This window comes from Microbacterium aquilitoris (assembly GCF_031932285.1).
Taxonomy (GTDB): domain Bacteria; phylum Actinomycetota; class Actinomycetes; order Actinomycetales; family Microbacteriaceae; genus Microbacterium; species Microbacterium aquilitoris.
In genome coordinates this window covers 1,289,762-1,314,480 of record NZ_JAUZVT010000001.1, presented here as the reverse complement: position 1 = coordinate 1,314,480, position 24,719 = coordinate 1,289,762, and the positions used below count along the sequence as shown (strand labels likewise).

The window sequence follows — 24,719 nt, the reverse complement described above, 5'->3', positions numbered from 1 at the left end:
CCGCACCCCTGGACCTCAGCGGTTCACGCTGGACATGTCGGCATAACGATCCCCGACCGCGGGCGCGACGTCGCCGAGACGACGGAGCTGGTCATCGCTCAGCGTCAGATCGGCGGCGGCGATGTTCTCCTCGAGCCGCTCGAGCTTGCGCGTACCGGGGATGGGGACGATGTCCTCCCCCTGGGCGAGCAGCCACGCGAGGGCGACCTGTGCGGGTGTCGCCTCGACCTCGGCGGCGACGCCCTCGATCACGTCGACGATGCGCAGGTTGGCGGCGAGCGCCTCGTCCTCGAACCGCGGGTTGCTGCGACGGAAGTCGTCGTCGTCGAGCTGATCGGCCGACCGGATGGCGCCGGTGAGGAAGCCGCGTCCGAGCGGCGAGTACGGGACGAAGCCGATGCCGAGTTCGCGCAGTGCCGGCAGCAGCTCGGCCTCGGGATCGCGGGTCCACAGGGAGTACTCGGTCTGCACCGCTGTCACGGGGTGGACCGCGTGCGCGCGACGGATCGTGGCGACGGATGCCTCCGACAGCCCGTACCCGCGGATCTTGCCCTCCTGCACCAGCTCGGCGAGCGCGCCCGCGGTCTCCTCGACGGGGACGGCCGGGTCCATGCGGTGCTGGTAGTACAGGTCGATGCGGTCGGTCTGCAGACGCTGCAGCGATCCCTCGACCGAGCGCCGGACGTTCTCGACGCTGCCGTCGACTCCGGAGCGGCCGTCCGAATGACGCACGATCCCGAACTTCGTGGCGAGCACGACTTCATCCCGGCGGCCCGACTCGGCGAGCGTCTTCCCGAGGAGCTCCTCGTTCGTGTGAGGCCCGTACATCTCCGCGGTGTCGAGCAGGGTCACACCGCGGTCGAGGGCGCCGAGGATGGTCCGCTCGCCCCCGGCGTCATCTTGGCCGGCACCGGTGTAGAACGCGCTGATGCCCATGAGGCCGAGGCCGATGCGGCCGACCTGCGGTCCGTGGGCTCCGAGAGTGGTGGTCTTCATGAGGGGCTGATCTCCTTGTCGTAGATGTCGATCTTGTGGTCGATGGCGGCGAGGCTCAGGGTCACCTCGTCGAGCTGGCGGCGAACGACCTCGCGATGCTCCACCAGCAGTCGTCGCCGCTCGGCGACGGTCGATTCCCCATCACGCACGAGCTCGGTGTAGCGGCGCATGGTGGCGATCGGCATCCCGGTCCACCGCAGCCGTGCCAGGAAGCGGATCCAGGCGAGATCCGCGTCGGAGTAGCGCCGGTGGGATGACGAGGCCCGGTCGACGGGCTGGAGCATCAACCCGGCGCGTTCGTAATAGCGCAGGGTGTGTGCGCTCACGCCGGTGGCTTCCGCGGCCTCGGCGATCGATGCGCCGGCGGAGCCGGAGAGGAGGGTCATGCCTTCACGGTAGAACTTCGAGCGCGCTCGAAGTCAAGCGGGCGCTCAGGAAGGTTTGCGCGAGAACGCCTCGAGCCGCTCCTGGGGGCTCAGAGCGGCCATCTTCTCGACCCACTCGGCGGAGAAGTAGTCGCCGGTCGGGGCATCGACGACGGGCACGACCGTGTGGGTGATCGTGTCGTCGTACACGTGGACGAGGTGGAAGGACTGCGCGGCATCCATTCCGTTGACCTCCGTCGCGGGACGCTGCAGATTCATCGTGTAGCAGGTCGCCGATGCCACGCTGACGGGGATGCCGGCGAAGGTGCCGTTCGTCGAGTAGTGGAGGTGGCCGGCGAGGATGCCGCGCACGTCGGTTCCCCCGATGATCTCGGCGAAGGCGTCCTGGTCGCGGAGCTCGAGGATGTCGAAGAACGGGATATGGCTCGGCAGCGGCGGGTGATGCAGCGCGAGGAGCGTGCCGAGCGGGGCGGGCTCGGCGAGGACGCCGCGGAGCCACTCGCGCTGCGCCGCATCGATCTCGCCGTGGTGCCATCCGGGCACCGTCGAGTCCAAGACGATGAGCCGCAGCCCGTCGAGGTCGTGCACGGCGGTGATCGGCTCGAGCGATCCGGGTTCGTCGAAGAGTCCCTCTCGCATTGCCGGCCGTTCGTCGTGGTTGCCTGCGACCCAGACGACGGGCGTGCCGAGCCGTTCCGCCACGGGCTCCACGAGCTCGCGCAGCCGTCGATACGCGTCGGGCTCGCCGAGGTCCGTGAGGTCACCCGTCACGACGAGGGCATCGGGGCGGATGCCGGTGCGCTCGATCGCCGCGAGGGCGGCCGCCGCTCCTCCGGTCGAGTCGTACGCGCCGCCGAGCCGACGGTCGCCGGCCAACAGGTGCGTGTCGCTCAGATGGACGATCGAGCGGAGGGCGGGCGCGTGCCGGCCGAAGGAGACGGACTGCATGCCGTCAGCCTATTGACCGCCGCGGACGGCGCGCGATCAGTGGTTGAAGAGGATGAGCAGGAGGCCGCCCAGCACGACGAGGCCGCACACGGCGAAGGACGCGTAGGCGCCGATCAGGGCGACACGCTTCTGCGCGACGCTGAGCGGGTTCTTCTTGGCCGCCTTCTTCGCGGCCTTCGCGGCGCGCTTCTGCTCCTTCGGCGTCATCACCGTCAGCGCGTCCGTGAAGGTCGCCGGGATGACCACCGGAACCCGTCCGGCGCGCACGAGCAGGCGCAGCCCGACGGCGTAGAACGACACGACGACCGACGCCGCGAGGAGCGCGGCGACGAAGACCTGGACGAAGGCGAGCCAGTCGATGGTGAGGTTCATCGGGCGTTCTCCTCATCGGATGCGGCGGCCGCCTGGGCGACGCGCTGCTGGCGGCGGGTGGGCGGCGGTTCCTCGGTGAGGTCCACGGCGGCACCGGAGTCGGCGACCTCGCTCATCGCGTTCGCCGCGGTGATCTCGTTGCGCCGCGAGCGCAGGAAGATCGCGAGGACGATCGCGACGGCGATGACCGCGCCGATGATGACGCCGATGAGTTCGCCGACGCCCTGGCCGAACAGGTTCTCGAACCCGACGATGAGGAACGCGGCGAGCGCCCCGACGATGCCGGCCGCGGGGAGGGTCAGCACCCAGCCCACGGTGATGCGCCCGACCGTCCCCCAGCGGACGATCGCGCCGCGGCGTCCGAGACCCGAGCCGATGACGGAGCCCGAGGCGACCTGGGTCGTGGACAGTGCGAAGCCCAGGGCGCTCGAGGCGAGGATCGTCGAGGCGGTGGATGCCTCCGCCGAGAAGCCCTGCGCCGGCTTCACGTCGGTGAGGCCCTTGCCGAGCGTGCGGATGATGCGCCAGCCGCCCATGTAGGTGCCGAGGGCGATCGTGAGCGCGCAGGCGAAGATGACCCAGAGCTGCGGGTCCGACTGGGTCTGCCAGCCGACCGTGATGAGGGCGAGGGTGATGACACCCATCGTCTTCTGCGCGTCGTTCGTGCCGTGGGCCAGCGCGACCAGCGAGGACGTGAAGATCTGCCCCCAGCGGAAGCCGTCGCGTCCGTCGGGCTTGTTGTCGTAGCGGCGGGTCACGACGTAGGCGATCTTGGTCGCCACGAACGCGATGATCCCCGCGGTGAGGGGTGCGATGAGAGCCGGCAGGACGACCTTCGAGAGCACGACCCCCGTGTCGATCGCACTGATCGAGGCGCCGACGATCGTCGCTCCGATGAGGCCGCCGAACAGAGCGTGCGACGAGCTGGAGGGGAGACCCAGGAGCCACGTCAGCATGTTCCAGGTGATGGCGCCGATGAGGCCGGCGAAGATGATGGCCGGGAAGATCGACTGCGAGAGCTGATCTTCGCGGATCATGCCGCCCGAGATCGTCTTGGCGACCTCGGTGGACAGGAAGGCGCCCACGAGGTTCAGACAAGCCGCGAGGAGGACGGCGACCTTGGGCTTCAGGGCACCCGTCGCGATGGGCGTGGCCATCGCGTTCGCGGTGTCGTGGAAGCCGTTGGTGAAGTCGAAGAACAGTGCCAGTGCGATGACCAGGACGACGATGAGTGCTGCGGTTTCCACAGTTCGCTTTCCGTCGGGAATCGGGGGAACGGGGTGCCGCGGCGATCGGCGTTGCGAACGAAAAGTTCACCCAGACGTCATCAGCAGTTCAGTCGGGCCTGGAAAATCCTCGCACAGGTTCCGCCACGGCATAACCCGCGCGCGCCCGCGAGGGTCGGTTAGCGTGGTCGGGTGACTTCCGAAGCCGTGACGCCGCCCGTCGCCGACCGCCGCCCCCTCACCCGGACCCACCACGGCGACGCCGTCTCAGATCCCTACGAATGGCTGCGCGCGAAGGACGACGAGGACGTCATCGGCCACCTCGAGGCCGAGAACGCCTACACCGACGAACGAACCGCTCACCTCGAGGAACTCCGGGGTCGCCTCTTCGACGAGATCAAGGGACGCACCCTCGAGACGGATCTCTCGGTCCCCTCGCGGCGCGGCCACTGGTGGTACTACGGCCGGACGGTCGAGGGCAAGCAGTACGGGATCAACTGCCGAGCGCCGATCAGCGACCCGGACGACTGGACCCCGCCGGTCCTCTCCCCCGAGACCGAGGTCCCCGGCGAGCAGGTCCTCCTCGACGGCAACGTCGAAGCGGACGGGCACGACTTCTTCTCCCTCGGCAGCCTCGACGTCTCCAACGACGGCACGCGCCTGCTCTACGGCGTCGACGTCGCGGGCGACGAGCGCTACACCCTCCGCATCCGCGACCTCGCGACCGGCGACGACCTCCCCGACGTCGTGGAGAACACCTCCTCCGGCGCCGTGTTCTCCCCCGAGGGTCGTCACGTCGTCTACACGACGGTCGACGACGCGTGGCGTCCCGACACGGTCTGGCTGCACGAAGTGGGGACGGATGCCGCATCCGATCAGGCGATCTTCACCGAGCCCGATGAGCGCTACTGGGTCGGAGCGGGCTTCACGCGAAGCGACCGCTACCTGGTGATCGGGGTCGGCTCGTCGATCACGTCCGAGGAGTTCCTGGTTCCCGCCGACGACCTCACCTCCGAGCCGCGCTCGGTGTGGCCGCGGCGCGAGGGCGTCGAATACTCGCTTACCCACGCGGTCGTCGACGGCGAGGACGTCCTCTACATCCTCCACAACGACGGCGCGCTCGACTTCGAACTCGTCCGCGTCGCGGCATCCGACCCCACCGGCGACCGTCACGTCGTCCTGCCCCACCTGCCGGGCCGGCGCCTGCTCGACGCCTCGGCCTACCGGGACTGGGCGGTCGTCGAGTACCGGCGTGATGGCCTGGCGCGGGTCGGCATCCTGGATTACGCCACCGACGAGGTGCGTGAGATCGGCTTCGACGAGCCGCTGTACGCGGTCGGCGCGAGCGGGTCGTCGGAGTGGGCACCGCCGGTCATCCGACTGGGCTACGCCTCGTTCACCACCCCCGGCACCGTCTACGACCTCGAGGTCGCCACGGGCGAGCTGCTGCTGCGCAAGAGCCAGCCCGTGCTGGGCGGCTACGACCCGGCGGATTACGGCCAGGAACGCGTGTGGGCCGTCGCCGACGACGGCACCCGCATCCCCGTGTCCCTCGTCTGGAAGCGCTCGTTCGGAGAGCCCGGCGGCTCACCCCGACCGCTCCACCTGTACGGCTACGGGTCGTACGAGCACTCCATCGAGCCCGGCTTCTCGGTGGCGCGCCTGTCGATGCTCGACCGCGGCGTGATCTTCGCGATCGCCCACGTCCGCGGCGGCGGGGAGATGGGCCGGCAGTGGTACGAGGAGGGCAAGCTCCTCCACAAGCGAAACACCTTCACCGACTTCGTCGCCGTCGGGCGCCATCTCGTCGCAGAGGGCTACACGTCGCCCGACCGGCTGGTCGCCGAGGGCGGCTCCGCCGGTGGACTCCTCATGGGCGCCGTCGCGAACCTGGCCCCGGACCTCTTCGCGGGCATCCTTGCCGGGGTGCCCTTCGTCGACGCCCTCACGACGATCCTCGACCCGTCCCTCCCCCTCACCGTCATCGAGTGGGACGAGTGGGGCGACCCGCTGCACAACGCGGACGTGTACGCCTACATGAAGTCGTATACGCCGTACGAGAACGTGCAGGAAGGGGTCCGCTATCCCCGCATCCTCGCGGTGACATCCCTCAACGACACCCGTGTTCTGTACGTCGAACCGGCGAAGTGGGTGGCCCGTCTGCGCGAGGTCGGTGCGGACGCGCTCCTCAAGTGCGAGATGGTCGCCGGACACGGCGGAGTGAGCGGTCGGTACAACTCGTGGCGCGAGCGCGCCTTCGAGCTCGCCTGGCTCCTGGACGTGATGGGACTCGCGGAGAACGACTGATCGTCGCGATTCCGGCGGCCCGCTGGGTACGATGCCGCCATGCCCATTGATCCTCAATACCGTGCGTCGGTGAGAATCGATCTCGACCTCGTCTGCGCTCATCCCGACGACCTGGTGAACGGCCCGGACGACGCATCCCGGATGTCGGCGTCGGCCCTGACAGCCGAGGACGCATTGCTGTCGATGATCGGGGTCTCCGTCGCACCGGGAGCCGAAGACCTCGTCCGGATCGAATCGTCGAGCGTCGCGATCGTCGACTCGCAGTGGCAGGGGACGTCGGGCAGCGTGCCGGCCGGGTCCTCCGACACGGCGAAGGTCGCGCAGGCCGGCGCGCGACTGGAGGGCATCGACTGGGCCCTGAACGAGCTCTTCGGTGGTGCGACCGGCGACGCCTCGGCGTCCGAGCTGCGTCAGCGTACGATCATCAAGGGTCTCGTCTGGAACGCGTCCGTCATGGTGGTGGACTGCCTGTTCGACGACGTGATGCAGTTGGCGGATGCCGCGGACGACCGCTCCGCGTGGCGCGAGACCCACGTGATCTCGCAGCTGCCACCCCAGTACGCGACCCACTACGACCGGATGTTCGCTCAGAAGTTCCTCGCCGCGACGATCGAGGTGACGTCCCGGTTGAGCGCCTCGCCCGTCTACCCGCCGACCGTCGCCCACGAACTCGCGCTCAAGCTCGTGCTCGACGAGGCGCAGCGCAACGCCGACCGCCTCGGCGGCGAGCTGCCCTCGGGCTGGCGCGAGCACCTCGACACGGTCCTCTTCCAGGACCTCGACGTGGAATCGCTCTTCGCCGACCAGGACGAGACCACGAAGCGGGATGCCGCGGCCGCCACGCCTCCCCTGGATTTCGCGAGCTGGTTCATCCCCTACGCGCACGCCCCCGCTCCGGCGCCCTACGCCAGCGACGACCTCAAAGAGCCCGCCGGCCGCTAGCACGAGGACCGCGTCGAGGCAATTGTCAGTTTCCGCGTCCGGCATCCCATAAAATCGGAATCCCCAGGGGGAGTACTCCGCTACGGTCGGTTCGTCATTACGGATGTGAAGGCGCATCCCGGACCACCGGTCTCGAAAGTTCGGGATGGAGAAGACTCTGGCGTCATTCGTTCACGCCATCGAGGAGACTCCTGTGGAAATCACCCCCCTTGTCTGGGGCATCACGATCGCTGTCACGATCGCATTCTTCGTCTATGAATTCTTCGCGCACGTGCGCAAGCCGCACGAGCCGTCGGTCGGTGAGTCCGCCCGCTGGTCGGCCTTCTACATCGGGCTCGCCCTGTTGTTCGGCGTCGTCATCGGTTTCGTGCCCGGCTGGGGATGGGTGTACTCCGGCGAGTACTTCGCCGGGTACCTGACGGAGAAGGCGCTGTCGATCGACAACCTCTTCGTCTTCCTCATCGTGATGGCCGGGTTCGCCGTGCCGAAGATCTATCAGCAGAAAGTGCTGATGATCGGCATCGTGATCGCCCTGATCATGCGCGGTGGATTCATCGCGGTGGGCGCCGCCCTGATCGAGAACTTCTCGTGGATCTTCTACATCTTCGGGGCGTTGCTGCTGTTCCTGGCCTACCGTCAGGCGTTCGCCCACGGCGACTCCGACCCGGCCAACGGCAAGTTCATGCAGTTCGTCCGCCGCATCCTGCCCGTCAGCGACGAGTACAACGGCGACAAGCTCACCGTGAAGAAGGGCGGCAAGCGCTTCGTCACCCCGATGCTGCTCGTCATCGTCGCCATCGGATTCGTCGACCTGATCTTCGCGGTCGACTCGATCCCCGCCATCTACGGACTCACGAACGAGGCGTACATCGTCTTCACCGCCAACGCCTTCGCCCTCATGGGTCTGCGTCAGCTCTACTTCCTCATCGGCGGTCTACTGGAGCGTCTCGTGTACCTGGCTCAGGGCCTGGCGGTCATCCTCGCCTTCATCGGCGTCAAGCTGCTCTTCCACGCTCTGCACGTCAACGAGCTTCCCTTCATCAACGGCGGCGAGCCGCTGCTGTGGGTACCCGAGATCCCGATCTGGCTCTCGCTGCTGTTCATCGCGGCCACGATCGTCGTGGCGACCGTCGCGAGCCTCGCCAAGACGCGTCGCGACGACGCGAAGGCCCTCGCGAACGGAACGCCCACGTCGACCCCGGAGCAGAAGAAGGAGCACAGCTGACCGATGGACAGCGACCATACGCGGACGCCCCTCACTGAGGCCGCAGACATCGAGGAGACCCGATGAACGACCTCGCCCTGAACATCGCCCTCGTCGTGGTGTTCGTCCTAGTGGGGGGCGTCTTCGCAGCCACCGAGATGGCGCTCGTGACGCTCCGCGAGAGCCAGATCAACGCGATCGCCGCACGGGGCAAGCGAGGAGCGAAGGTGGCGGGCCTGGCCCGCAACCCGAACACCTTCCTCTCCGCCGTCCAGATCGGTGTGACCGTGGCGGGCTTCGCGTCCGCCGCGTACGGCGCCACCTCGATCGCCCCATCGGTCGCCCCCCTCATCGAGTCGCTGGGGGCCGATCCGGGACTCGCCCTGACGCTGGCGACGCTCCTCCTCACGCTGCTGATCGCCTACCTCTCGCTCGTGCTCGGCGAACTCGTGCCGAAGCGGCTCGCGATCCAACGGAACGCCCAGTTCGCCTACGCCGTCGCGCCCGTCCTCGACGGGTTCGCGAAGGTCATGCGGCCGGTGATCTGGCTGCTCTCCGTCTCGACGAACGCGCTCGTCCGCCTGCTGGGCGGCGACCCGCACAAGACGGGTGAGGAGATGACCGACGAGGAAGTCCGAGACATCGTCGCCAGTCACGAAGGGCTGCCCGACGACGAGCGCCGCATCCTCGAGGACGTCCTGTCGCTGCGGGGCCGTCAGCTCAGCGAGGTCATGCGCCCCCGCCCCGAGGTCACCGCGCTCGACGACACCGCGACCATCGGCGAGGCGGTCGCGCACGCCCGGGAGCTGCCGTTCTCGCGCTACCCCGTCGCGGACACCTCGATCGACGACATCGTCGGGTTCGTGCACGTCCGTGACCTCTTCGAGGCGGTCGCCGAGGGTCGGGATGCCCCCTTGTCGGGCATCGTGCGACCGATCCCCTACTTCCCGTCGACGGCGCGCGTCCTGCCGACACTCACCAAGATGCGCGCCGAAGGGCACCAGATCGCGGTAGTGGTCGACGAGTACGGCGGGACGGACGGAATCGTCACCCTCGAGGACCTCGTGGAGGAGGTCGTGGGCGAGATCTTCGACGAATACGACACCGCGGTCGCGCCCGACGCGGATCGCGAGATCATCGACGGACGTCTGAACCTGCAGGACTTCTCGGAGGCGACGGGCATCGTGCTTCCCCGCGGAGCGTCCGACACGGTCGCCGGGTTCGTCATGGAGCGGCTCGGCCGCCTCGCCGTCGTCGGCGACGCGATCGAGGTCGACGGCGCGACCATCGAGGTCACGGCGCTCGATCGTCGACGGATCGCCGAGGTCCGGGTCACGACGCGCGAAGGCGCCGACCCCGACCCGGACTGACCGAGCGGCTGTGCCACCCGCGACGAGGTGAGCCTGTCCCGGACGCGCAGATCAACTGAGCCGTCGGACGAAGAGAGCCCCCGCATCCTGAACAGGAGCGGGGGCTCTCTCGCATTACGTGTCGTGGTGCCGGCTACAGGACTTGAACCTGCAACCCCCGTATTACAAGTACGGTGCGCTACCAATTGCGCCAAGCCGGCAGAGGGCCCAGTCTAACCGGGCCGCGGGGTCAGCCTTCGGGCGTGGCGGGTGCGGCGGGGGTCGCCGGAGCGGTGGGCGTCGGGGTCGGGGTCTGGTCCGTGTAGAACGCGTCGCTGGCGCTCGTCAGCACGAACTGCGAGAACTCCGCGGCATCCTTCAACGCGCCCATGTACGGCTGGCCGTTGACGAGGATCATCGGGGTCCCGGTGAGCTGCAGTCCGTCGGTGTCGGGGATCCCGGCGATGGCGCGCTCGGTGGCGTCCTTCGCCCACTGGACGTAGTCGCCGTCCTCGATGCACGAGCGGAGGGTGTCGGGGTCGCCCGCGCCCACGGCCTGCGCGAGATCGGCGAGCTCGACGTCCGAGAAGCCGTCGGTGTCCATGGCGGGCTGCCGCGTGAGCAGCTCGGTGTTGTAAGCGAAGAACACGCTCTCGTCGTGGGTCGCGACGCAGGCGGCGGCCGCAGCGGCACGCAACGAGTACTTCGTGCCGTTCGACTTGGCCGTCAGCATCGAGACGGGGTGGTAGCTCAGCGTCGCGGCTCCCTCGTCGACCCACGTCGTCAGCTGATCGACGTTCGCGAGCTGCCATTCACGGGCGCCCGGCGAGAGGTAGTCGACGTAGACGCGGATGTCGACGGGCGCCGTAGCGGATGCCGTCGGTGCCGGCGTGGCCGCCTTGTCCGAACCCGGCGTGGCTTCGACGGCGCTGTCGTCGATGGCACCCTGCTCGGATGCCACGCCGGTGACGTCGCTCACGGCGAACCCGTCGGAGCTGGCCGTCTCGGGCGTCAGGTCGCGCCCGCCCATCGTCGACGTGACCGACCACACGACCACGGCGGCGACGGCGGCGACAGCACCCGTGGCGAGGACGCCGAGCGAGATGCGGCGAGCCAGGCGTGCGCGCGACTGTCGGACGTGAACGCGCTTCGCCTTCTCGCGCACGGCTTCGCGACGATCGGTCGCGGATGACGGAGTGTCGCCGGAATCGGTGGACATGAAACCTCGGGAAAGTTCTGTGGTGCGGCCAACGGGCCCGGCGCCCGGGGGTGGCGCACGCTCCGATGTTAGTCAGACGCGCTGGAAAAAGGCTGACGAGACCGCATCCCTCCCCTGGCCGCGACCGTGGCATACTGAACACGCACCCGATGATGGGTGTGCGGGGAGTCCCCCCGCTCGCTTCACTACGGATCGTCCGGCACGTACCTGCCGGTGAAGGAGAAGAAACGATGGCGTCCGTCACATTCGACAACGCAACCCGTCTGTACCCCGGTGGCACCCGCCCGGCGGTCGACAAGCTCAACCTCGAGGTCGCCGATGGCGAGTTCCTCGTTCTGGTCGGCCCTTCCGGTTGCGGTAAGTCCACCTCGCTCCGCATGCTCGCGGGCCTCGAAGAGGTCAACTCCGGCTCGATCCGGATCGGCGACCGCGACGTCACCGACGTCCCGCCGAAGGACCGCGACATCGCGATGGTGTTCCAGAACTACGCGCTCTACCCGCACATGACCGTCGCCGAGAACATGGGCTTCGCGCTCAAGATCGCCGGTGTCGGCAAGGAGGAGCGTGCATCGCGTGTCCTCGAGGCCGCCAAGCTTCTCGACCTCGAGGAGTACCTGACCCGCAAGCCGAAGGCACTCTCGGGTGGTCAGCGTCAGCGTGTCGCCATGGGCCGCGCGATCGTGCGTCAGCCCCAGGTGTTCCTCATGGACGAGCCGCTGTCGAACCTCGACGCGAAGCTCCGCGTCCAGACCCGTACGCAGATCGCGTCGCTCCAGCGTCGCCTCGGCGTCACCACGGTCTACGTCACCCACGACCAGACCGAGGCCCTCACGATGGGTGACCGCATCGCGGTCCTGAAGGACGGCCTCCTGCAGCAGGTCGGCACCCCGCGTGACCTGTACGAGAAGCCGAACAACGTGTTCGTCGCCGGCTTCATCGGCTCGCCCGCCATGAACCTGTTCCCGGCGGACCTCGCCGAGGGCGGCATCCGCTTCGGTTCCGAGGTCGTTCCCCTCGACCGCGACACGGTCGGCCGCGCCAACGGCAGCCAGGTCACGGTCGGTGTGCGCCCCGAGGACATCGAGGTCGGTCCCGCCGACGGCAAGGGCCTCGCGGTCCAGGTCGACCTCGTCGAGGAGCTCGGCGCCGACGGCTACCTCTACGGCCACGTCGACATCAACGGCAAGCGCACCGACATCGTCGCTCGCGTCGACGGCCGCAACCACCCGAACGCGGGCGAGACGGTCACCCTGGCCGCCAAGCCGGGCCACGTGCACGCGTTCGACATCGAGTCGGGCGAACGCCTCAACGACAAGCCGGTCGTCTCGGCCTGATCGTCATCATCAGCAGGACCGCGGCGCGGGTGGGTCTCCGGACCTCCCGCGCCGCGGTGCGTGAGTCGGAGGTTCCCGCGTGGTCCATTCCCTGAGCATCACCGCCAGCAGCGTCGACGCCGGGCTTCTCGCCCTGCCATGGTCGACGCCCCTCGGCGAGTGGCCGAGCGACGCGATCGTCTCACTCCCCAAGGGACTCTCCCGTCACCTCGTGCGCTTCGCGAGCCTGTCGGGCCGCGTCGTCGCGGTGAAGGAGACCACCGCCGAGATGGCTCGCCGCGAGTACGAGATGCTCGGGTCGCTCGGGCGTCTCGATGTCCCCTGCGTGAGTCGCGTCGCCGTGATCGACGGTCGGCGGACCTCCAAGGGCGAGCCGCTCCCGGCTGCCCTCGTGACAGCGCACCTGCGCTTCTCCCTCCCCTACCGAGCCCTCTTCACCCAGACGCTGCGCCCCGACACCGCGACGCGTCTCGTCGACGCGCTCGCAGCGCTCCTCGTCCGTCTTCACAACGTCGGCTTCTTCTGGGGCGACGTGTCGCTGTCGAACACGTTGTTCCGACGGGATGCCGGGGCTTTCGCGGCGTACCTCGTCGACGCCGAGACGGGTGAGCTGCACGAGGGCGGGCTGACTCGCGGTCAGCGCGAGCACGACCTCGACGTCGCGCGCACGAACATCGCCGGCGAGATCATGGACCTCGAGGCCGGCGGCCGACTCGAGGGCGGCGTCGATGCCGTCGCGATCGCCGACGGCATCATGTCGTCCTACCGGTCGCTGTGGAGTGCCCTGACCGAGACCGAGACGTTCGCGGCGAACGAGACCTGGCGCATCACCGAACGCGTGCAGCGCCTGAACGGCCTCGGCTTCGACATCGGCGAGATGTCGATCGACGAGACCGCCGACGGCACGAAGGTCCTCATCCAGCCGAAGGTCGTGGATGCCGGCCACCACCAGCGTCGGCTGCTGCGACTCACCGGACTCGATGTCGAAGAGAACCAGGCCCGGCGGCTGCTGAACGACCTCGACGAGTTCGCGGCGCGCGTCTCACGTCTCGGCAGCGACGAGGAGATGGTCGCCCACGAATGGCTCACCCGCGTCTTCGAGCCCGTCGTCAAGGCGATTCCCTGGGAGCTGCGCAGCAAGCTCGAGCCTGCCGAGGTGTTCCATCAGGTGCTCGAGCACCGGTGGTACATGTCGCAGGCGCGTGGGCGCTCGATCCCGATCGCGGAGGTCCTGTCCTCCTACATCGACGGCGTGCTGCGGCACCGCCGGGACGAGGCGACCGTGATGGGCCCGCCGACCGAGACGACGGCGCTCCCGGTCATCACGTCCGACGTGCCCGTCAGCGACGACGACGAGGACGAGGTCGACTGGCGCGATCTCGTCTGACCGGCGTCAGTACCCGACGGTGAACCGCTCCCGTACGTGCGCGGGCGACTCGATCTCGTCGAGGACGGCGACGGCGACGTCGGCGCCGGAGATGAAGGACTCTCCCTTGTCGTCGGTGACGATGACGTCGCCGCCGGTGCGGTACGAGCCGGTGCGCTCCCCCGGTGCCCAGGCGCCGAAGCCGCCGGCCGGGTGGATGTAGAACCAGTCGCGGCCGCTCGTGTCGGCCTGGAGGTCCTCGAGGATGCCGATGGCTTCCATGGCCTCGGGCTTGATCTCGTCGGGGAAGCCGCTGTCGATGACGCGCGGCCCGCCCGGGGCGACGAGGCTGCCGCCGGCTCCGCCGATGACACCGACGCGCACGGACAGCGGCAGAGCCGCGATGACGCCGTCGACGGCCTCGCGCATCTTGCCGACCATGTCACCACGGGGCGAGGTGGCGAAGACGACGACGTCGACTCCGTCGAGTTCCGCCGCGAGGGCCGGGGCGTCGAGCATCGTGCCCTCGATGTAGGTCGCCCCCTCGATCCGATCGGCGGGGACCTTGCGCGCGACGGAGACGACGGTGTGCCCTCGACGGACACCCTCGGCGACGATGTTGCTGCCGGCGTAGCCGGTGCCTCCGATGACGGCGATACGGGTCATGATGGTTCCTCTCCTGCGGTTGGACAGTCGATTGCCAGTCTTACCCGTCTCTCTGTGGTCGCGCTATCCGTCCGCCCAGCGGCGGCGGAGATGCGTCACTCGCTCGCTGCCCGGAGGGTGGACACCTGGTAGAGCGCGACGGATGCCGCGATCCCGGCGTTCAGCGATTCGGTCGCCGCGTTGATGGGGATCGACACGATCTGGTCGCACGTCTCGGTGACCAGGCGCGAGAGGCCCTTGCCCTCGGAGCCGACGACGATGACGACCGGACGGTCGGCCAGCTCGAGCGCGGGGAGCGACACGTCGCCGCCGCCATCGAGACCGAGGATGAAGACGCCCTGCTTCTTGAACTCCTTGAGCGTCGTCGTCAGGTTCGGGGCGATCGACACCGGGATGCGGGCGGCAGCACCGGCGCTGGTCTTCCACGCGGCGGAGTTGACGCCCGCCGAACGCCGCTGCGGCAGGATGATCGCCTGTCCGCCGAACGCGGCCGTCGAGCGGATGATCGCGCCGAGGTTGCGGGGGTCGGTGATGCCGTCGAGGGCGACGAACAGCGGAAGCTGGCCGCGCTCGATGACCTGCTCGAGCAGGTCCTGCGGGTGCGCGTACTCGTAGGGCGGGACCTTGAGCGCGACGCCCTGGTGGACGCCGTCGAAGCCGGCCATGCGGTCGAGCTCCTGTCGAGTGACCTCGAGAACGGGGATCTCGCGGTTCGTCGCGATGGAGAGCATCTCCTTGACGCGGTCATCCATCTCGACGCGCTGCGCGATGTAGAACGCGGTCGCCGGGATCTTGGCGCGGAGGGCTTCGAGGACGCTGTTGCGCCCGGTCACTGTCTCGGTGTCGTCACCGGACTTCGCCTTGGGCGCGCGGCCGCCCGTGGTCTGGCGGATCTGCGGCTTGCCGCCCGCCGCGACGAAGCGCTCCTTGGCGGCCTTGCGCTTGCCGGCGGGGTGCCAGGCGCGGTCCTCGGCCTTGGGGGTCGGGCCGCGCCCCTCGAGCGAGCGCTTGTTCTTGCCGCCGGTCCCCTTCGTGGGGCCCTTCTTGCCGCGTCCCGCGGAGGGGTTTCCAGGCTTAGCCATTGTTCAGACTCCAATGGGTCCCCGAGGGACCGTCTTCGAGGACGACGCCGGCCGCCGCGATCGCGTCGCGGATGCGGTCGGCTGCCGCCCAGTCTTTCGTCGCGCGGGCGTCCGCGCGCTGGTGGATCATGGTGGTGACGAGGCGGTGCAGGGCGGTGGCCATGGACTGCGCCGTTGCCCCCGACCACTTCGCATCCATGGGGTCGATGTCGAGGAGGCGGGTCATCGCCGTCACCTGACGGAGCGCGTCGTCCGCGGCGGCGGAATCCTCCGCGTCGAGGGCTGCGTTGCCGCGGCGCACCGTCTCATGGAGGACCGCGAGAGCCTGCGGCGCGCCGAGGTCGTCGTCCAACGCGGCCGCGAATTCGGCCGGAAGGTCCGCTCCCGCGAACCACCCGACGGATCCGTCACCGGCGCGGATGGCGCGCTGCAGGAACGAGCGGATGCGGCCGAGCGCGGCGTCCGCTTCGACGAACGTGGACTCGGTGATGTCGAGGTTCGAGCGGTAGTGCGCCGAGATGAGCGCATAACGGACCACGAGCGGGTCGGTGTCGCGGAGGACGTCGTCGGCGAGGAGGAAGTTGCCGAGCGACTTCGACATCTTCTGGTCGCCGACGGTGACGAGACCGTTGTGCACCCAGTAACGGGCGAAAGCGTCACCGGCCGCGGTCGACTGTGCGAGCTCGTTCTCGTGGTGCGGGAAGCGGAGGTCCAGGCCACCGCCGTGGATGTCGAACTCCGGGCCGAGGTAACGGCGGCTCATCGCCGAGCACTCGATGTGCCAGCCCGGTCGTCCTGAGCCCCAGGGAGAGTCCCATGCGGCATCCGCGGGCTCGTCGGCCTTCGTCCCCTTCCAGAGCGCGAAGTCGCGCGGGTCCCGCTTGCCGCGCGGATCGGCGTCGGCGGCCGACTCCATGGCGTCGACCGACTGGTGCGTGAGGGCCCCGTACTGCGGCCAGGAGCGCACGTCGAAGTACACATCGCCGGCTGCCGCGTACGCGTGTCCCGCCTGGATGAGCCGCTCGATGAGCTCCTGCATCTGCGGGATGGATGCCGTCGCCCGCGGCTCGTACGTCGGGGGCAGGATGCCGACCGCGGCATACGCGCGCGAGAACTCGAGCTCCATCCGGTAAGCCAGTGCCCACCACGGCTCGGCATCGCTCGCGTTCGCGAGGACCTTGTCATCGATGTCGGTCACGTTCCGCACGAAGGTGACCCGGCCGAACCGGTGCGCGAGCCACCGGCGGAGGATGTCGAAGCTCAGCGCCGCGCGGACGTGGCCGATGTGCGGGCCGGATTGCACCGTCGGCCCGCAGACGTACATCGTGACGTTCTCGGGGTCGGCGGGCGCGAAGTCGCGCAGCGCCTGAGCCTGGGAGTCGTAGAGCCGAACCGTCACCGGTCCATGCTACCGGGGGGTGGCATCCGAGCCCGCTCCGAGGCGATAGAAAGGACGGGTGCTGCACGTGTTCGCCGTCTTGGCCGCCGCCCTCCTGTTCGGGACGACGGGAACCGCCCGAGCACTCGGCCCCGACGGGGCGTCCGCGCTCTCGGTCGGCGTCGCGCGCTCGGTGGTCGGCGGGACGGCCCTGGCCGTCCTGGCCTTCGGGCTCGCCGCCGCCCATCGCCGCCGGGCGACACACGGGCCGCGGCCCGCCCCGTCCTGGCGACCGCTCACTCTGATGGCCGTCACCGGAGTGGCTCTCAGCCTCTACCAGCCCCTCTTCTTCCTCGGGACGCAGACGAACGGTGTCGCCGTGAGCACGGTCATCGCGCTCGGCTCCGCGCCCGTGCTGGCCGGCATCCTCGAATGGATTCTCTCGCGCCGTGTGCCGTCGCCGCTGTGGATGGCCGCGACCGCCCTCGCCGCGGTCGGGGTGGTCCTGCTCGGCGTCGGAGGCGGAGGCGGCACGGGCGGTGTCGACGCGCTCGGCCTCGCCGCCGCCGTCGGCGCGGGCGCGTGCTTCGCGGTGATCGCGAACGCCCAGCGTCGTCTGCTCGACGCCGGCTGGGACGCCTTCACCGTCGTCGGCGCCATGGGCGTCGGCTCTGCGCTCGTGTGCGCGGCCGTCATCCCGTTCGTGGATCTGTCGTGGGCCCTCACGCCCCCCGGCATCGCGATGGCGCTGTGGCTCGGCCTCGCGACGATCGCCGTCGCCTACGCGCTCTTCACCTGGGGGCTGCAGGGCCTGACGGCGGCGACCGCAGCCACCCTGACCCTCGCCGAACCGCTCACGGCGACCGTGCTGGGCGTGACCGCGCTCGGCGAGACCCTGTCGCCGCTCGCCGTTGCAGGCCTCGCGGTCCTCGCCGTCGGACTCGCGACGCTCGCGTGGGGGTCCCGCCGCCCTCGCGACCCTCGACCGTACGCCGTGGAGGCCTGAGGTGGCCGCGCCCGAGGATCTTGACATCCGCGTGGACGACCTCACCGGGGAGGCATCCGTCGCACTCGTCCGGCAGCACCTGGCGGGCATGCACGAACTCAGCCCCGCCGAGAGCGTCCACGCGCTCGGTGTCGCGCAGCTGCAGGAGCCGTCCGTCACGGTGTGGTCCGCCTGGCGCGGCGGAGAACTCGCCGGGATCGGTGCCCTCGCATTCCTCGGCGACACCGACGGCGAACTGAAGTCGATGCGCGTCGCCGCCGCCCACCTCGGCACCGGTGTGGGTCGCGCGATCCTCCGCCACATCCTCACCGATGCTCGGGCGCGCGGGCTCACCCGGGTGTGGCTCGAAACGGGATCGGATGCCGGTTTCCTGGCCGCGCGCACGCTGTACGCCAGCGAGGGGTTCATCGAGTGCCCTGCGTTCGGCGACTACCTGCCCGATCCGGCGTCGACGTTCATGACGCGGGCGCTCTGATCCGTCCGCTCAGGCGGGGAAGACGACAGCCACCGCGAAGGCCGCGACACCGTCGCCGGTGCCGGTGAAACCGAGCCCGTCGGTCGTGGTCGCCGACACCGAGACCGGTGCCCCGAGGGCTTCGGAGAGCACTCGCTCGGCTTCGACCCGGCGGGCGGCGAAGCGCGGACGGTTGGCCTGCACCTGGACACTGACGTTGCCGACCACCCACCCCGCCTCGGCTGCGAGGGCGCGCGTCCGCGCGAGGAACGCCGCCGCGTGCGCCCCGGCGTACTCGGGCTGGGCCGTACCGAAATGCGTGCCGATGTCACCGAGCCCGGCTGCGGCGAGAACCGCGTCCACGATGGCGTGGGCCACGGCATCCCCGTCGGAGTGCCCCTTCAGCCCGGGCTCGCCCGGCCACTCCAGACCGGCCAGCCAGAGCGTGTCGTCACCGCCGAACGCGTGCACGTCCGTCCCCATTCCGACGCGCGGGATCGAGGGCGAGGCCGGCGACGCGGCGCGAGGGACCGGCTCGACGAGCGCGCGGGCGTGTTCGAGGTCGGCGGTGGTCGTGATCTTGAACGCCCGCTCGTCTCCCGGCACCGTACGCACCTGCGTACCGGCGGACTGCAGGAGGGCGGCGTCGTCGGTGTGGTCGGCTGCGGCATCCCGATACGCGCCGTCGAGGACCGCGCGTCGGAACCCTTGGGGCGTCTGCGCCGCGGCGAGCACGGAGCGGTCGACCGGCTCCACGACGACATCGTCCGCGACGCGCTTGAGCGTGTCCACGACCGGGAGGACCGGGATGACCGCGTCCGAACCCTCCGCGACGGCGTCGATCACGCGCGCGAAGACGTCCGGCGGGGTGAGCGCCCGCGCCGCATCGTGGACCAGCACGATCTCGACATCCGCCCAGACCGCGGCGAGGCCCGCCGCGACCGATTCCTGACGCGTCGCCCCGCCTGCCACCACCGACACCAGATCACGGCGCCCACCGGCCGCGCCCAGGGCCTCCGTTGTGGCGTCGCCGACGCGGTCGTCCGGGGCGACGACGATCACCTGCGCCTCGGGAGCGTCGAAGACGCCGCGCAGGGCGTGACGGAGGATCGTGTGCGCGTCGATGCCGACGAAGGCCTTCGGCGACCCTGCTCCGAGACGCGTCCCCGATCCCGCCGCGACGACGATGACGGCCACACGCGGAACGGGGATGATGCTCATGCCTTCGAGCGTACCGAGCGATCGGGCGACGGACGGCGGCGCAGGAGCAGGACGGCGACGCCCAGGAGGAGTGCGCCGACCGCGGCGATCGGCAGATCGAGGAACCACTCCATGACCGCGAACGGCGGAAGGAAGGCGCACACCCACGCGAGGCCGACGACGATCGGATGCGGGGTGGGACCGAGCGTGCCGAGCGCCTCCCACTTCGCGATCGCGAGCGACAACGCCAGGAGCACTCCGAGCACCGCGACGAACAGGACCGGTCGCGACCACCACCACTCCGCGGAGGCCGGAGTCGGAGCCGCTCCCGGGATCAGCAGACTGAGGCCGGTCAGAGCGAGCATGACGGGCAGGTGCCACAGGTAGATCGTCATGAGGCGCGACCCCAGCACGAAGACGACACCCTGCATCGGCCGGAGCGACATGAGGCGGGTGAGGAGCGGTTTCAGCAGCCGGAGGATGCACGCCTGCGCGACGCCCAACACGACCAGCGGCACGGTGGGAGGGTTCAGGTTGCCGAGCATGCTCGCCGAGTACGGCCCGATCGCGGTGAGCGGCCAGAGCGCCGCGTAGCACGCGGCCGCGATGCCGACCAGGACGAGCGGATGCCGCCGGTCGAACCATCCGTCCGCGTACCAGAACCCGAGTTGCTGGACGAGCGGCCACACGAACAGCAGGTTGAGGAGCCCGATCTCGGGGATGCCGATCGAGAAACGGGCCGCATCGACGAGGACGACCCCGGCGGCGAGGACCGCGAGGGTGAGGACGGGACGATGCGCGTGGCACGCGGCAAGGAAAGGGACCGCGGCCTGGCACAGCAGATACGCCGCGAGGAACCAGAGGGGCGATCCCGCGCCGATCGCGGCGTCGGCCACCAACTGCGGCGGCAGACCGGCAGCGGTCGCGACGCCGAGGACGATCGCGAAGAAGAGGAACAGCGGCAGGGCCGGCTGAGCGAGTCGGAGCGTGCGGGTGCGGATGAAGCCCGCGGCATCCCCGCCCTTCGTCGTCCACGACCGCCATCCGGTCGCGGCGGCGAAACCCCCGACGACGAAGAACAGCGGCATGATCTGCCCGACCCAGGTCGCGGCGTTGAACCAGGGCTGTTCCTCGGCGGGACGGGATGCCACGAGGCCGCCGTCCGGTCCGGGGCCGATCCCCACCTGCACGAGGTGGACGACGATGACGAACAGGACGCACACGACCCGCGCGAGATCGAGCGTGAGATCGCGGCGTGAGAGGTCGACGGCGGCGGGCGCGGCGCGGGTGGTCACCGCCTCATCATGCCGGTCCCCTGCTCACTCCGCACCGGAATGTGCCCGGACAACGAAGAACGGCCGGCTGGTGGGCCGGCCGTTCTGTCGACGTCTCAGGAGGCGAGGACCTCGTCGAGGACGGCGGATGCCTTCTCCTCGTCGGCCTTCAGAGCCAGGGCGATCTCGGAGATGAGGATCTGTCGCGCCTTCGCGAGCATCCGCTTCTCACCCGCGGAGAGACCGCGGTCCTGATCACGGCGCCAGAGGTCGCGTACGACCTCGCTCACCTTGATGACATCACCCGACGCGAGCTTCTCGAGGTTCGCCTTGTAGCGACGCGACCAGTTGGTCGGCTCCTCGGTGAACGGAGCGCGGAGGACGTCGAAGACCTTCTCGAGCCCGTCCTTCCCGATCACGTCACGGACGCCCACGAGATCCACGTTGTCCGCGGGGACCTCGATGATGAGGTCTCCCTGGGTGACGTTGAGCTTCAGGTATTTCTTCGTCTCGCCCTTGATGACGCGATCCTTGACCTCGATGATGGTCGCAGCGCCATGGTGCGGATAGACGACGGTTTCGCCAACCTCAAAAAGCATGCAGTTGTGTCCTTTCGGCAACCTCCAGAATACCACAGGCGACATACGCTAGAGTTCGCCGCCCTCCTGCCCGACGCCCTCGCCGCGACCCCATAGGATGAGAGGGTCGCCGTTCGTGTCATCTGGAGGATCCGTGAAATCGCGTCTCATCGCGTCCCTCGCCCTGGGCGCTGCTGTCGTTCTGGGCACCACCGGCTGCAACATGCTGGCACCGCAGGCGACGACCATCCAGTACTCCGCGTCCGACGGCGTCAACGTCCCCGACTCCGGCCCGCTCAAGGTGCGCAACGCTCTGATCATCGCGAACGAGGACGGCACGCTCGGCAACCTGGTCGCCGCCGTCGTCAACAGCACCGACGACGACCTGACGCTGAACGTCTCGATCGACGGCCAGGCGCAGAAGCTCGAGGTCGGTGCGAACTCGTCCGTCTCGCTCGGCGTCGACTCGGCCGCCATGCTCTTCGACGACGCGGGCAAGCCCGGCGCGGACGTCGACGTGTCCTTCCAGTCCGGCGAGGGTGAAGGCGTCCGCATCAGCGTGCCGATCCTGGACGGCACGCTCCCCTACTACACGCAGTTCGTGCCGACCCCTGCCGCGACGGCGACGCCCGCGAGCTGACCCGCCCGAGACGAAGAAGGCCCCCACCGCTGAGGTGGGGGCCTTCTTCGTCTCGGGCGGTCAGGACTCGAATCGGTACCCGAGGCCGCGTACCGTCAGCAGCATGACCGGCTCGCTCGGGTTCTCCTCGATCCGCGATCGAATGCGCTTGATGTGCACGTCGAGCGTCTTCGTGTCGCCGAAGTAGTCGCTCCCCCACACTCGGTCGATGAGCTGCCCGCGGGTGAGGACACGGCCGGCGTTGCGCATGAGGAGCTCAAGAAGCTCGAACTCCTTCAGCGGCATGGAAATCTCCTTGCCTGCGACGGAGACCGTGTGACGGTCGATGTCGAGACTCACCCGACCCCCCTCGATGACCCGGTCGTCGACGTCGAGATCGTCGCTCTCGCTGCGGCGGAGGACCGCCCGCATACGAGCCAGCAGCTCCCTCGAGGAGTAGGGCTTCGTGATGTAGTCGTCCGCCCCCAGCTCGAGACCGACGACGATGTCGACCTCGCTGTCCTTGGCCGTCAGCATGATGATCGGCACCTTCGAGGTGGATCGGATGACGCGGCACACCTCGGTCCCCGGCATCCCGGGGAGCATCAGATCGAGGAGGACGATGTCGGCGCCCCGGGACGTGAAGGCGTCGAGGGCCAAGCCGCCGTCCTCGGCGATCTCCACCTCGAACCCCTCCCGACGGAGGAGGTAGGCCAACGGGTCGGCGAGGTCGGGTTCGTCTTCGACGATCAGGACTCGGGTCATGGTGCGTTCCTTCTGGCGGGCGCCTTCGCGCCGGTCTTCTTCGGTTTCTTGTGCTTGCGGGGGATGGTGAGCTCGGAGGTGGCGACGAGAGGCAGGCGGATGGTGAAGGTCGACCCTCGTCCGGGGCGGGACCACAGTTCGACGGAGCCGCCGTGTCGCTGCACGGCGTGCTTCACGATCGAGAGGCCGAGGCCCGTCCCGCCCGTGCGGCGGGATCGTGCCTGGTCGGCGCGGTAGAACCGCTCGAAGATGCGCTGCTGATCGCTTTCGGGGATGCCGATGCCGTGGTCCGCCACGGCGATCTCGACCGCGCCGTCCGCCGTTCGGACCCCGACGCCCACCTGCGCTCCCGCCGGCGAGTAGGCGATCGCGTTGGCGAGGAGATTGCTGACGGCCTCGGTGAGGATCTGCGGATCGCCGCGGACGAACAAGCCCTTGTCGCCGCCGCGGGCGACCGTGATGCCGGCGGATTCGGCGGTGACCGCCTGCGACTCGATGGCCGACCGCACCACCTCGTCGACCGAGACGTCGCGCATCTCGGCGATCTCGTCGGCGGACTGCAGCCGGGACAGGTTCATGATGCGGGAGGTGAGCTGCCCGAGGCGGTTCGCCTCGGCGCTGAGACGGCGTGCGAAGTGACGCACCTGCTCCGGGTCGTCCGAGGCCGACTCGATCGCCTCGGCCAGCAGCGTCACCGCGCCCACCGGCGTCTTCAGCTCGTGGGACGTGTTCGAGACGAAGTCGCGCCGCATCTGCTCCACACGTTCGCGCTCGGTGATGTCGCGGATGACGATGAGGGTGAGCCGCGGGGTGATGACACTGGCGCGGGCAGCCACGACACGCGGCTCGACGCCCCTCTTGAGCGTCATGTTCTCGGAGGCAGGGAGACCCGTCTGACGGGCGTTGCGGACCAGCAGGCGCAGTCGATCCGAATCCAGGCTGTCGTTCACGCGCAGCGAGAAGACCTCGGCGGTCGCCGACGCAGCGAGGACGAGCATCGACGGATCGACGACGACGGCGGCGTCGTCCATCCCCTGCAGGACCGAGGCCGTGCCCTCCGGCAGATCCGTCGACGTCACCAGTCGGGTGCGCTCCCTCGCCCGTACGGCGTAGACGACGAGGCCCACGGCGCCGGCGCCGACCAGGAGCCCCACGACGAGCGCCAGCAGCTCGAGCTGCGTCGAATCCATGCCCCCAGCGTAAGGTGGTCGCACCCCCGCAATCGGACGGATATCGGGCCGTGCGCCCCGCACCGCCGACTGTTCACCGTGTCGGCACCGACCGTTAACCTGAGCGCGGGAGGATCGCCGAGGTCTCCGCGCGACACGTCGCGCCCCTCACCCGCCCGCACGAAGAGAAGGTGCTCCATGCGCGAAGTTTTCCACCAGTCCCTCGAGGACGTGCAGACCCGTCTCGTCGAGATCTCCGACCTCGTCACCGTCGCGATCGAGCAGGCGACCCGCGCCTTCGCGACGAGCGACGTCGCCCTGGCCGAAGAGGTCATCGACAACGACAAGGTGATCGACGACCGGGCCATCGAGCTCGATGAGCTCGCCATCGAGATCCTCGCCCGCCAGCAGCCGGTCGCGCGCGACCTGCGCATCGTCGTCGCCGCCCTCCGCGTCAGCGCGTCGCTGGAGCGGATGGGTGACATCGCCGAGCACATCGCCCAGCTGACGCGCATGCGCTTCCCCGAGCGCGCCGTCCCCAAGGGGCTCAAGAACACGTTCACGAAGATGGGCGAGATCGACACCGAGGTGGCCCGCACGCTGGCCGATCTCCTCCGCACCGAGGACCTCTCGCTCGTGAACCGCCTCCACGAACTCGACGACCAGCTCGACGCCCTGCACCTCGCCGTCTTCGAGAAGGTCCTCAGCGACAACTGGCAGGGCGAGGCCTCCGCGACGGTCGACGCCACCCTCGCCTCGCGCTACCACGAGCGCTTCGGCGACCACGCCCTCTCCGTCGCCAAGAAGGTCTCGTACCTGGCGACGGGCACATGGTCGGCCGACCCCGAGGGCGTCGACGCCGAGGTCTGATCCCACTCC

The 24,719-nt window shown here is 69.4% G+C and carries 24 protein-coding genes and 1 tRNA gene; 10 read left to right on the top strand and 15 right to left on the bottom strand.

From position 1 onward, the window contains the following. Positions 1-15: 15 nt before the first annotated feature. From Q9S78_RS06375 to Q9S78_RS06355, 5 genes are read right to left on the bottom strand one after another with little or no spacing between them, the layout of a single operon-like run. Entirely contained in the window at positions 16-996 is a 981-nt protein-coding gene (locus tag Q9S78_RS06375) for an aldo/keto reductase (protein ID WP_311869523.1), read from the bottom strand. After that, on the bottom strand, positions 993-1,382 hold the full coding sequence (locus Q9S78_RS06370; RefSeq protein ID WP_116228388.1) for a MerR family transcriptional regulator: 390 nt from the start codon (positions 1,380-1,382) through the stop codon (positions 993-995). The genes Q9S78_RS06375 and Q9S78_RS06370 overlap by 4 nt, the downstream gene beginning before the upstream one ends. Positions 1,383-1,427: 45 nt before the next feature. Then, positions 1,428-2,330: a phosphodiesterase gene (locus tag Q9S78_RS06365; RefSeq protein ID WP_116228387.1), complete on the bottom strand. Its 903-nt coding sequence runs from the start codon at positions 2,328-2,330 to the stop codon at positions 1,428-1,430. A 36-nt stretch (positions 2,331-2,366) separates the two neighbouring features. Further along, complete coding sequence (locus tag Q9S78_RS06360) at positions 2,367-2,702, bottom strand: hypothetical protein (protein WP_018187164.1); 336 nt, start codon at positions 2,700-2,702, stop codon at positions 2,367-2,369. After that, complete coding sequence (locus Q9S78_RS06355) at positions 2,699-3,949, bottom strand: inorganic phosphate transporter (protein WP_018187163.1); 1,251 nt, start codon at positions 3,947-3,949, stop codon at positions 2,699-2,701. The genes Q9S78_RS06360 and Q9S78_RS06355 overlap by 4 nt, the downstream gene beginning before the upstream one ends. 186 nt (positions 3,950-4,135) lie before the next feature. Here Q9S78_RS06355 and Q9S78_RS06350 point away from each other — a divergent pair, with 186 nt between their 5' ends. The 4 genes from Q9S78_RS06350 (at position 4,136) to Q9S78_RS06335 (ending at position 9,751) form a co-directional block, all read left to right on the top strand. Continuing rightward, positions 4,136-6,235 carry a S9 family peptidase gene (locus tag Q9S78_RS06350; RefSeq protein WP_116228386.1) on the top strand — a complete coding sequence of 700 codons (2,100 nt, stop codon included), beginning with the start codon at positions 4,136-4,138 and terminating at the stop codon, positions 6,233-6,235. 69 nt (positions 6,236-6,304) lie between these two features. After that, complete coding sequence (locus Q9S78_RS06345; RefSeq protein ID WP_311859446.1) at positions 6,305-7,177, top strand: hypothetical protein; 873 nt, start codon at positions 6,305-6,307, stop codon at positions 7,175-7,177. Positions 7,178-7,370: 193 nt separating this feature from the next. After that, positions 7,371-8,402, top strand: coding sequence for a TerC family protein (locus Q9S78_RS06340; RefSeq protein ID WP_181900418.1), 1,032 nt, complete (start codon positions 7,371-7,373; stop codon positions 8,400-8,402). A 62-nt stretch (positions 8,403-8,464) separates the two neighbouring features. Then, positions 8,465-9,751 (top strand): hemolysin family protein, encoded by a 1,287-nt coding sequence (locus Q9S78_RS06335; RefSeq protein ID WP_116228383.1) that lies wholly within the window; start codon positions 8,465-8,467, stop codon positions 9,749-9,751. A 124-nt stretch (positions 9,752-9,875) separates the two neighbouring features. On the opposite strand, the gene Q9S78_RS06330 is transcribed toward Q9S78_RS06335, so the two are convergent. Together Q9S78_RS06330 and Q9S78_RS06325 are read right to left on the bottom strand one after the other, a co-directional pair. After that, positions 9,876-9,951 (bottom strand) — tRNA-Thr (locus Q9S78_RS06330). Between the two features lie 29 nt (positions 9,952-9,980). Next, positions 9,981-10,949 carry a DsbA family protein gene (locus tag Q9S78_RS06325; protein ID WP_311859445.1) on the bottom strand — a complete coding sequence of 323 codons (969 nt, stop codon included), beginning with the start codon at positions 10,947-10,949 and terminating at the stop codon, positions 9,981-9,983. Positions 10,950-11,179: 230 nt separating this feature from the next. Between Q9S78_RS06325 and Q9S78_RS06320 the strand changes: the two genes are divergently transcribed. Both Q9S78_RS06320 and Q9S78_RS06315 read left to right on the top strand, forming a co-directional pair. Beyond that, on the top strand, positions 11,180-12,283 hold the full coding sequence (locus Q9S78_RS06320) for an ABC transporter ATP-binding protein (protein WP_018187157.1): 1,104 nt from the start codon (positions 11,180-11,182) through the stop codon (positions 12,281-12,283). 79 nt (positions 12,284-12,362) lie between these two features. Continuing rightward, positions 12,363-13,670 carry a DUF4032 domain-containing protein gene (locus Q9S78_RS06315; protein ID WP_018187156.1) on the top strand — a complete coding sequence of 436 codons (1,308 nt, stop codon included), beginning with the start codon at positions 12,363-12,365 and terminating at the stop codon, positions 13,668-13,670. A gap of 6 nt (positions 13,671-13,676) precedes the next feature. Here the strand turns inward: Q9S78_RS06315 and Q9S78_RS06310 are convergent, their stop codons facing one another. From Q9S78_RS06310 to cysS, 3 genes are all read right to left on the bottom strand, one after another. Further along, entirely contained in the window at positions 13,677-14,315 is a 639-nt protein-coding gene (locus tag Q9S78_RS06310) for an NAD(P)-dependent oxidoreductase (RefSeq protein ID WP_311859444.1), read from the bottom strand. 95 nt (positions 14,316-14,410) lie between these two features. Beyond that, entirely contained in the window at positions 14,411-15,397 is a 987-nt protein-coding gene (gene rlmB, locus Q9S78_RS06305) for a 23S rRNA (guanosine(2251)-2'-O)-methyltransferase RlmB (RefSeq protein WP_018187154.1), read from the bottom strand. After that, positions 15,390-16,796: a cysteine--tRNA ligase gene (gene cysS / locus Q9S78_RS06300; RefSeq protein ID WP_311859443.1), complete on the bottom strand. Its 1,407-nt coding sequence runs from the start codon at positions 16,794-16,796 to the stop codon at positions 15,390-15,392. Before cysS ends, rlmB begins: the two co-directional genes overlap by 8 nt. Positions 16,797-16,854: 58 nt before the next feature. On the opposite strand from cysS, the gene Q9S78_RS06295 reads away from it, so the two are divergent. Both Q9S78_RS06295 and Q9S78_RS06290 read left to right on the top strand, forming a co-directional pair. Next, positions 16,855-17,781 (top strand): DMT family transporter, encoded by a 927-nt coding sequence (locus tag Q9S78_RS06295; RefSeq protein WP_311859442.1) that lies wholly within the window; start codon positions 16,855-16,857, stop codon positions 17,779-17,781. A gap of 1 nt (position 17,782) precedes the next feature. Further along, positions 17,783-18,256, top strand: a complete 474-nt coding sequence (locus Q9S78_RS06290) for a GNAT family N-acetyltransferase (protein ID WP_311859440.1) — start codon at positions 17,783-17,785, stop codon at positions 18,254-18,256. A gap of 9 nt (positions 18,257-18,265) precedes the next feature. Here Q9S78_RS06290 and ispD read toward each other — a convergent pair whose 3' ends face one another. The 3 genes from ispD to Q9S78_RS06275 form a co-directional block, all read right to left on the bottom strand. Next, positions 18,266-19,456, bottom strand: coding sequence for a 2-C-methyl-D-erythritol 4-phosphate cytidylyltransferase (gene ispD / locus Q9S78_RS06285; RefSeq protein WP_311859439.1), 1,191 nt, complete (start codon positions 19,454-19,456; stop codon positions 18,266-18,268). Further along, positions 19,453-20,730, bottom strand: coding sequence for an acyltransferase family protein (locus tag Q9S78_RS06280; protein WP_311859436.1), 1,278 nt, complete (start codon positions 20,728-20,730; stop codon positions 19,453-19,455). Before Q9S78_RS06280 ends, ispD begins: the two co-directional genes overlap by 4 nt. A gap of 95 nt (positions 20,731-20,825) precedes the next feature. After that, entirely contained in the window at positions 20,826-21,308 is a 483-nt protein-coding gene (locus Q9S78_RS06275; protein WP_018187148.1) for a CarD family transcriptional regulator, read from the bottom strand. Between the two features lie 133 nt (positions 21,309-21,441). Here Q9S78_RS06275 and Q9S78_RS06270 point away from each other — a divergent pair, with 133 nt between their 5' ends. Next, a complete protein-coding gene (locus tag Q9S78_RS06270; RefSeq protein WP_311859435.1) occupies positions 21,442-21,927 on the top strand; it encodes a DNA modification methylase in 486 nt (161 codons plus the stop codon). Positions 21,928-21,987: 60 nt separating this feature from the next. Here Q9S78_RS06270 and Q9S78_RS06265 read toward each other — a convergent pair whose 3' ends face one another. Then, positions 21,988-22,671, bottom strand: coding sequence for a winged helix-turn-helix domain-containing protein (locus Q9S78_RS06265; RefSeq protein ID WP_311859434.1), 684 nt, complete (start codon positions 22,669-22,671; stop codon positions 21,988-21,990). Next, positions 22,668-23,861 (bottom strand): sensor histidine kinase, encoded by a 1,194-nt coding sequence (locus Q9S78_RS06260; protein ID WP_116228375.1) that lies wholly within the window; start codon positions 23,859-23,861, stop codon positions 22,668-22,670. The genes Q9S78_RS06265 and Q9S78_RS06260 overlap by 4 nt, the downstream gene beginning before the upstream one ends. 177 nt (positions 23,862-24,038) lie before the next feature. Between Q9S78_RS06260 and phoU the strand changes: the two genes are divergently transcribed. Continuing rightward, positions 24,039-24,710, top strand: a complete 672-nt coding sequence (phoU, locus tag Q9S78_RS06255; RefSeq protein ID WP_311859433.1) for a phosphate signaling complex protein PhoU — start codon at positions 24,039-24,041, stop codon at positions 24,708-24,710. Positions 24,711-24,719: the final 9 nt, after the last annotated feature.

Excerpts from the sequence above, each read along its gene's own strand:
- Q9S78_RS06375 (WP_311869523.1), bottom strand. The coding sequence starts at position 996 with ATGAAGACCACCACTCTCGGAGCCCACGGACCGCAGGTCGGCCGCATC.
- Q9S78_RS06370 (WP_116228388.1), bottom strand. The coding sequence starts at position 1,382 with ATGACCCTCCTCTCCGGCTCCGCCGGCGCATCGATCGCCGAGGCCGCG.
- Q9S78_RS06365 (WP_116228387.1), bottom strand. The coding sequence starts at position 2,330 with ATGCAGTCCGTCTCCTTCGGCCGGCACGCGCCCGCCCTCCGCTCGATC.
- Q9S78_RS06360 (WP_018187164.1), bottom strand. The coding sequence starts at position 2,702 with ATGAACCTCACCATCGACTGGCTCGCCTTCGTCCAGGTCTTCGTCGCC.
- Q9S78_RS06335 (WP_116228383.1), top strand. The coding sequence starts at position 8,465 with ATGAACGACCTCGCCCTGAACATCGCCCTCGTCGTGGTGTTCGTCCTA.
- Q9S78_RS06325 (WP_311859445.1), bottom strand. The coding sequence starts at position 10,949 with ATGTCCACCGATTCCGGCGACACTCCGTCATCCGCGACCGATCGTCGC.
- Q9S78_RS06320 (WP_018187157.1), top strand. The coding sequence starts at position 11,180 with ATGGCGTCCGTCACATTCGACAACGCAACCCGTCTGTACCCCGGTGGC.
- Q9S78_RS06310 (WP_311859444.1), bottom strand. The coding sequence starts at position 14,315 with ATGACCCGTATCGCCGTCATCGGAGGCACCGGCTACGCCGGCAGCAAC.
- rlmB (WP_018187154.1), bottom strand. The coding sequence starts at position 15,397 with ATGGCTAAGCCTGGAAACCCCTCCGCGGGACGCGGCAAGAAGGGCCCC.
- ispD (WP_311859439.1), bottom strand. The coding sequence starts at position 19,456 with ATGAGCATCATCCCCGTTCCGCGTGTGGCCGTCATCGTCGTCGCGGCG.
- Q9S78_RS06275 (WP_018187148.1), bottom strand. The coding sequence starts at position 21,308 with ATGCTTTTTGAGGTTGGCGAAACCGTCGTCTATCCGCACCATGGCGCT.
- Q9S78_RS06265 (WP_311859434.1), bottom strand. The coding sequence starts at position 22,671 with ATGACCCGAGTCCTGATCGTCGAAGACGAACCCGACCTCGCCGACCCG.
- Q9S78_RS06260 (WP_116228375.1), bottom strand. The coding sequence starts at position 23,861 with ATGGATTCGACGCAGCTCGAGCTGCTGGCGCTCGTCGTGGGGCTCCTG.
- phoU (WP_311859433.1), top strand. The coding sequence starts at position 24,039 with ATGCGCGAAGTTTTCCACCAGTCCCTCGAGGACGTGCAGACCCGTCTC.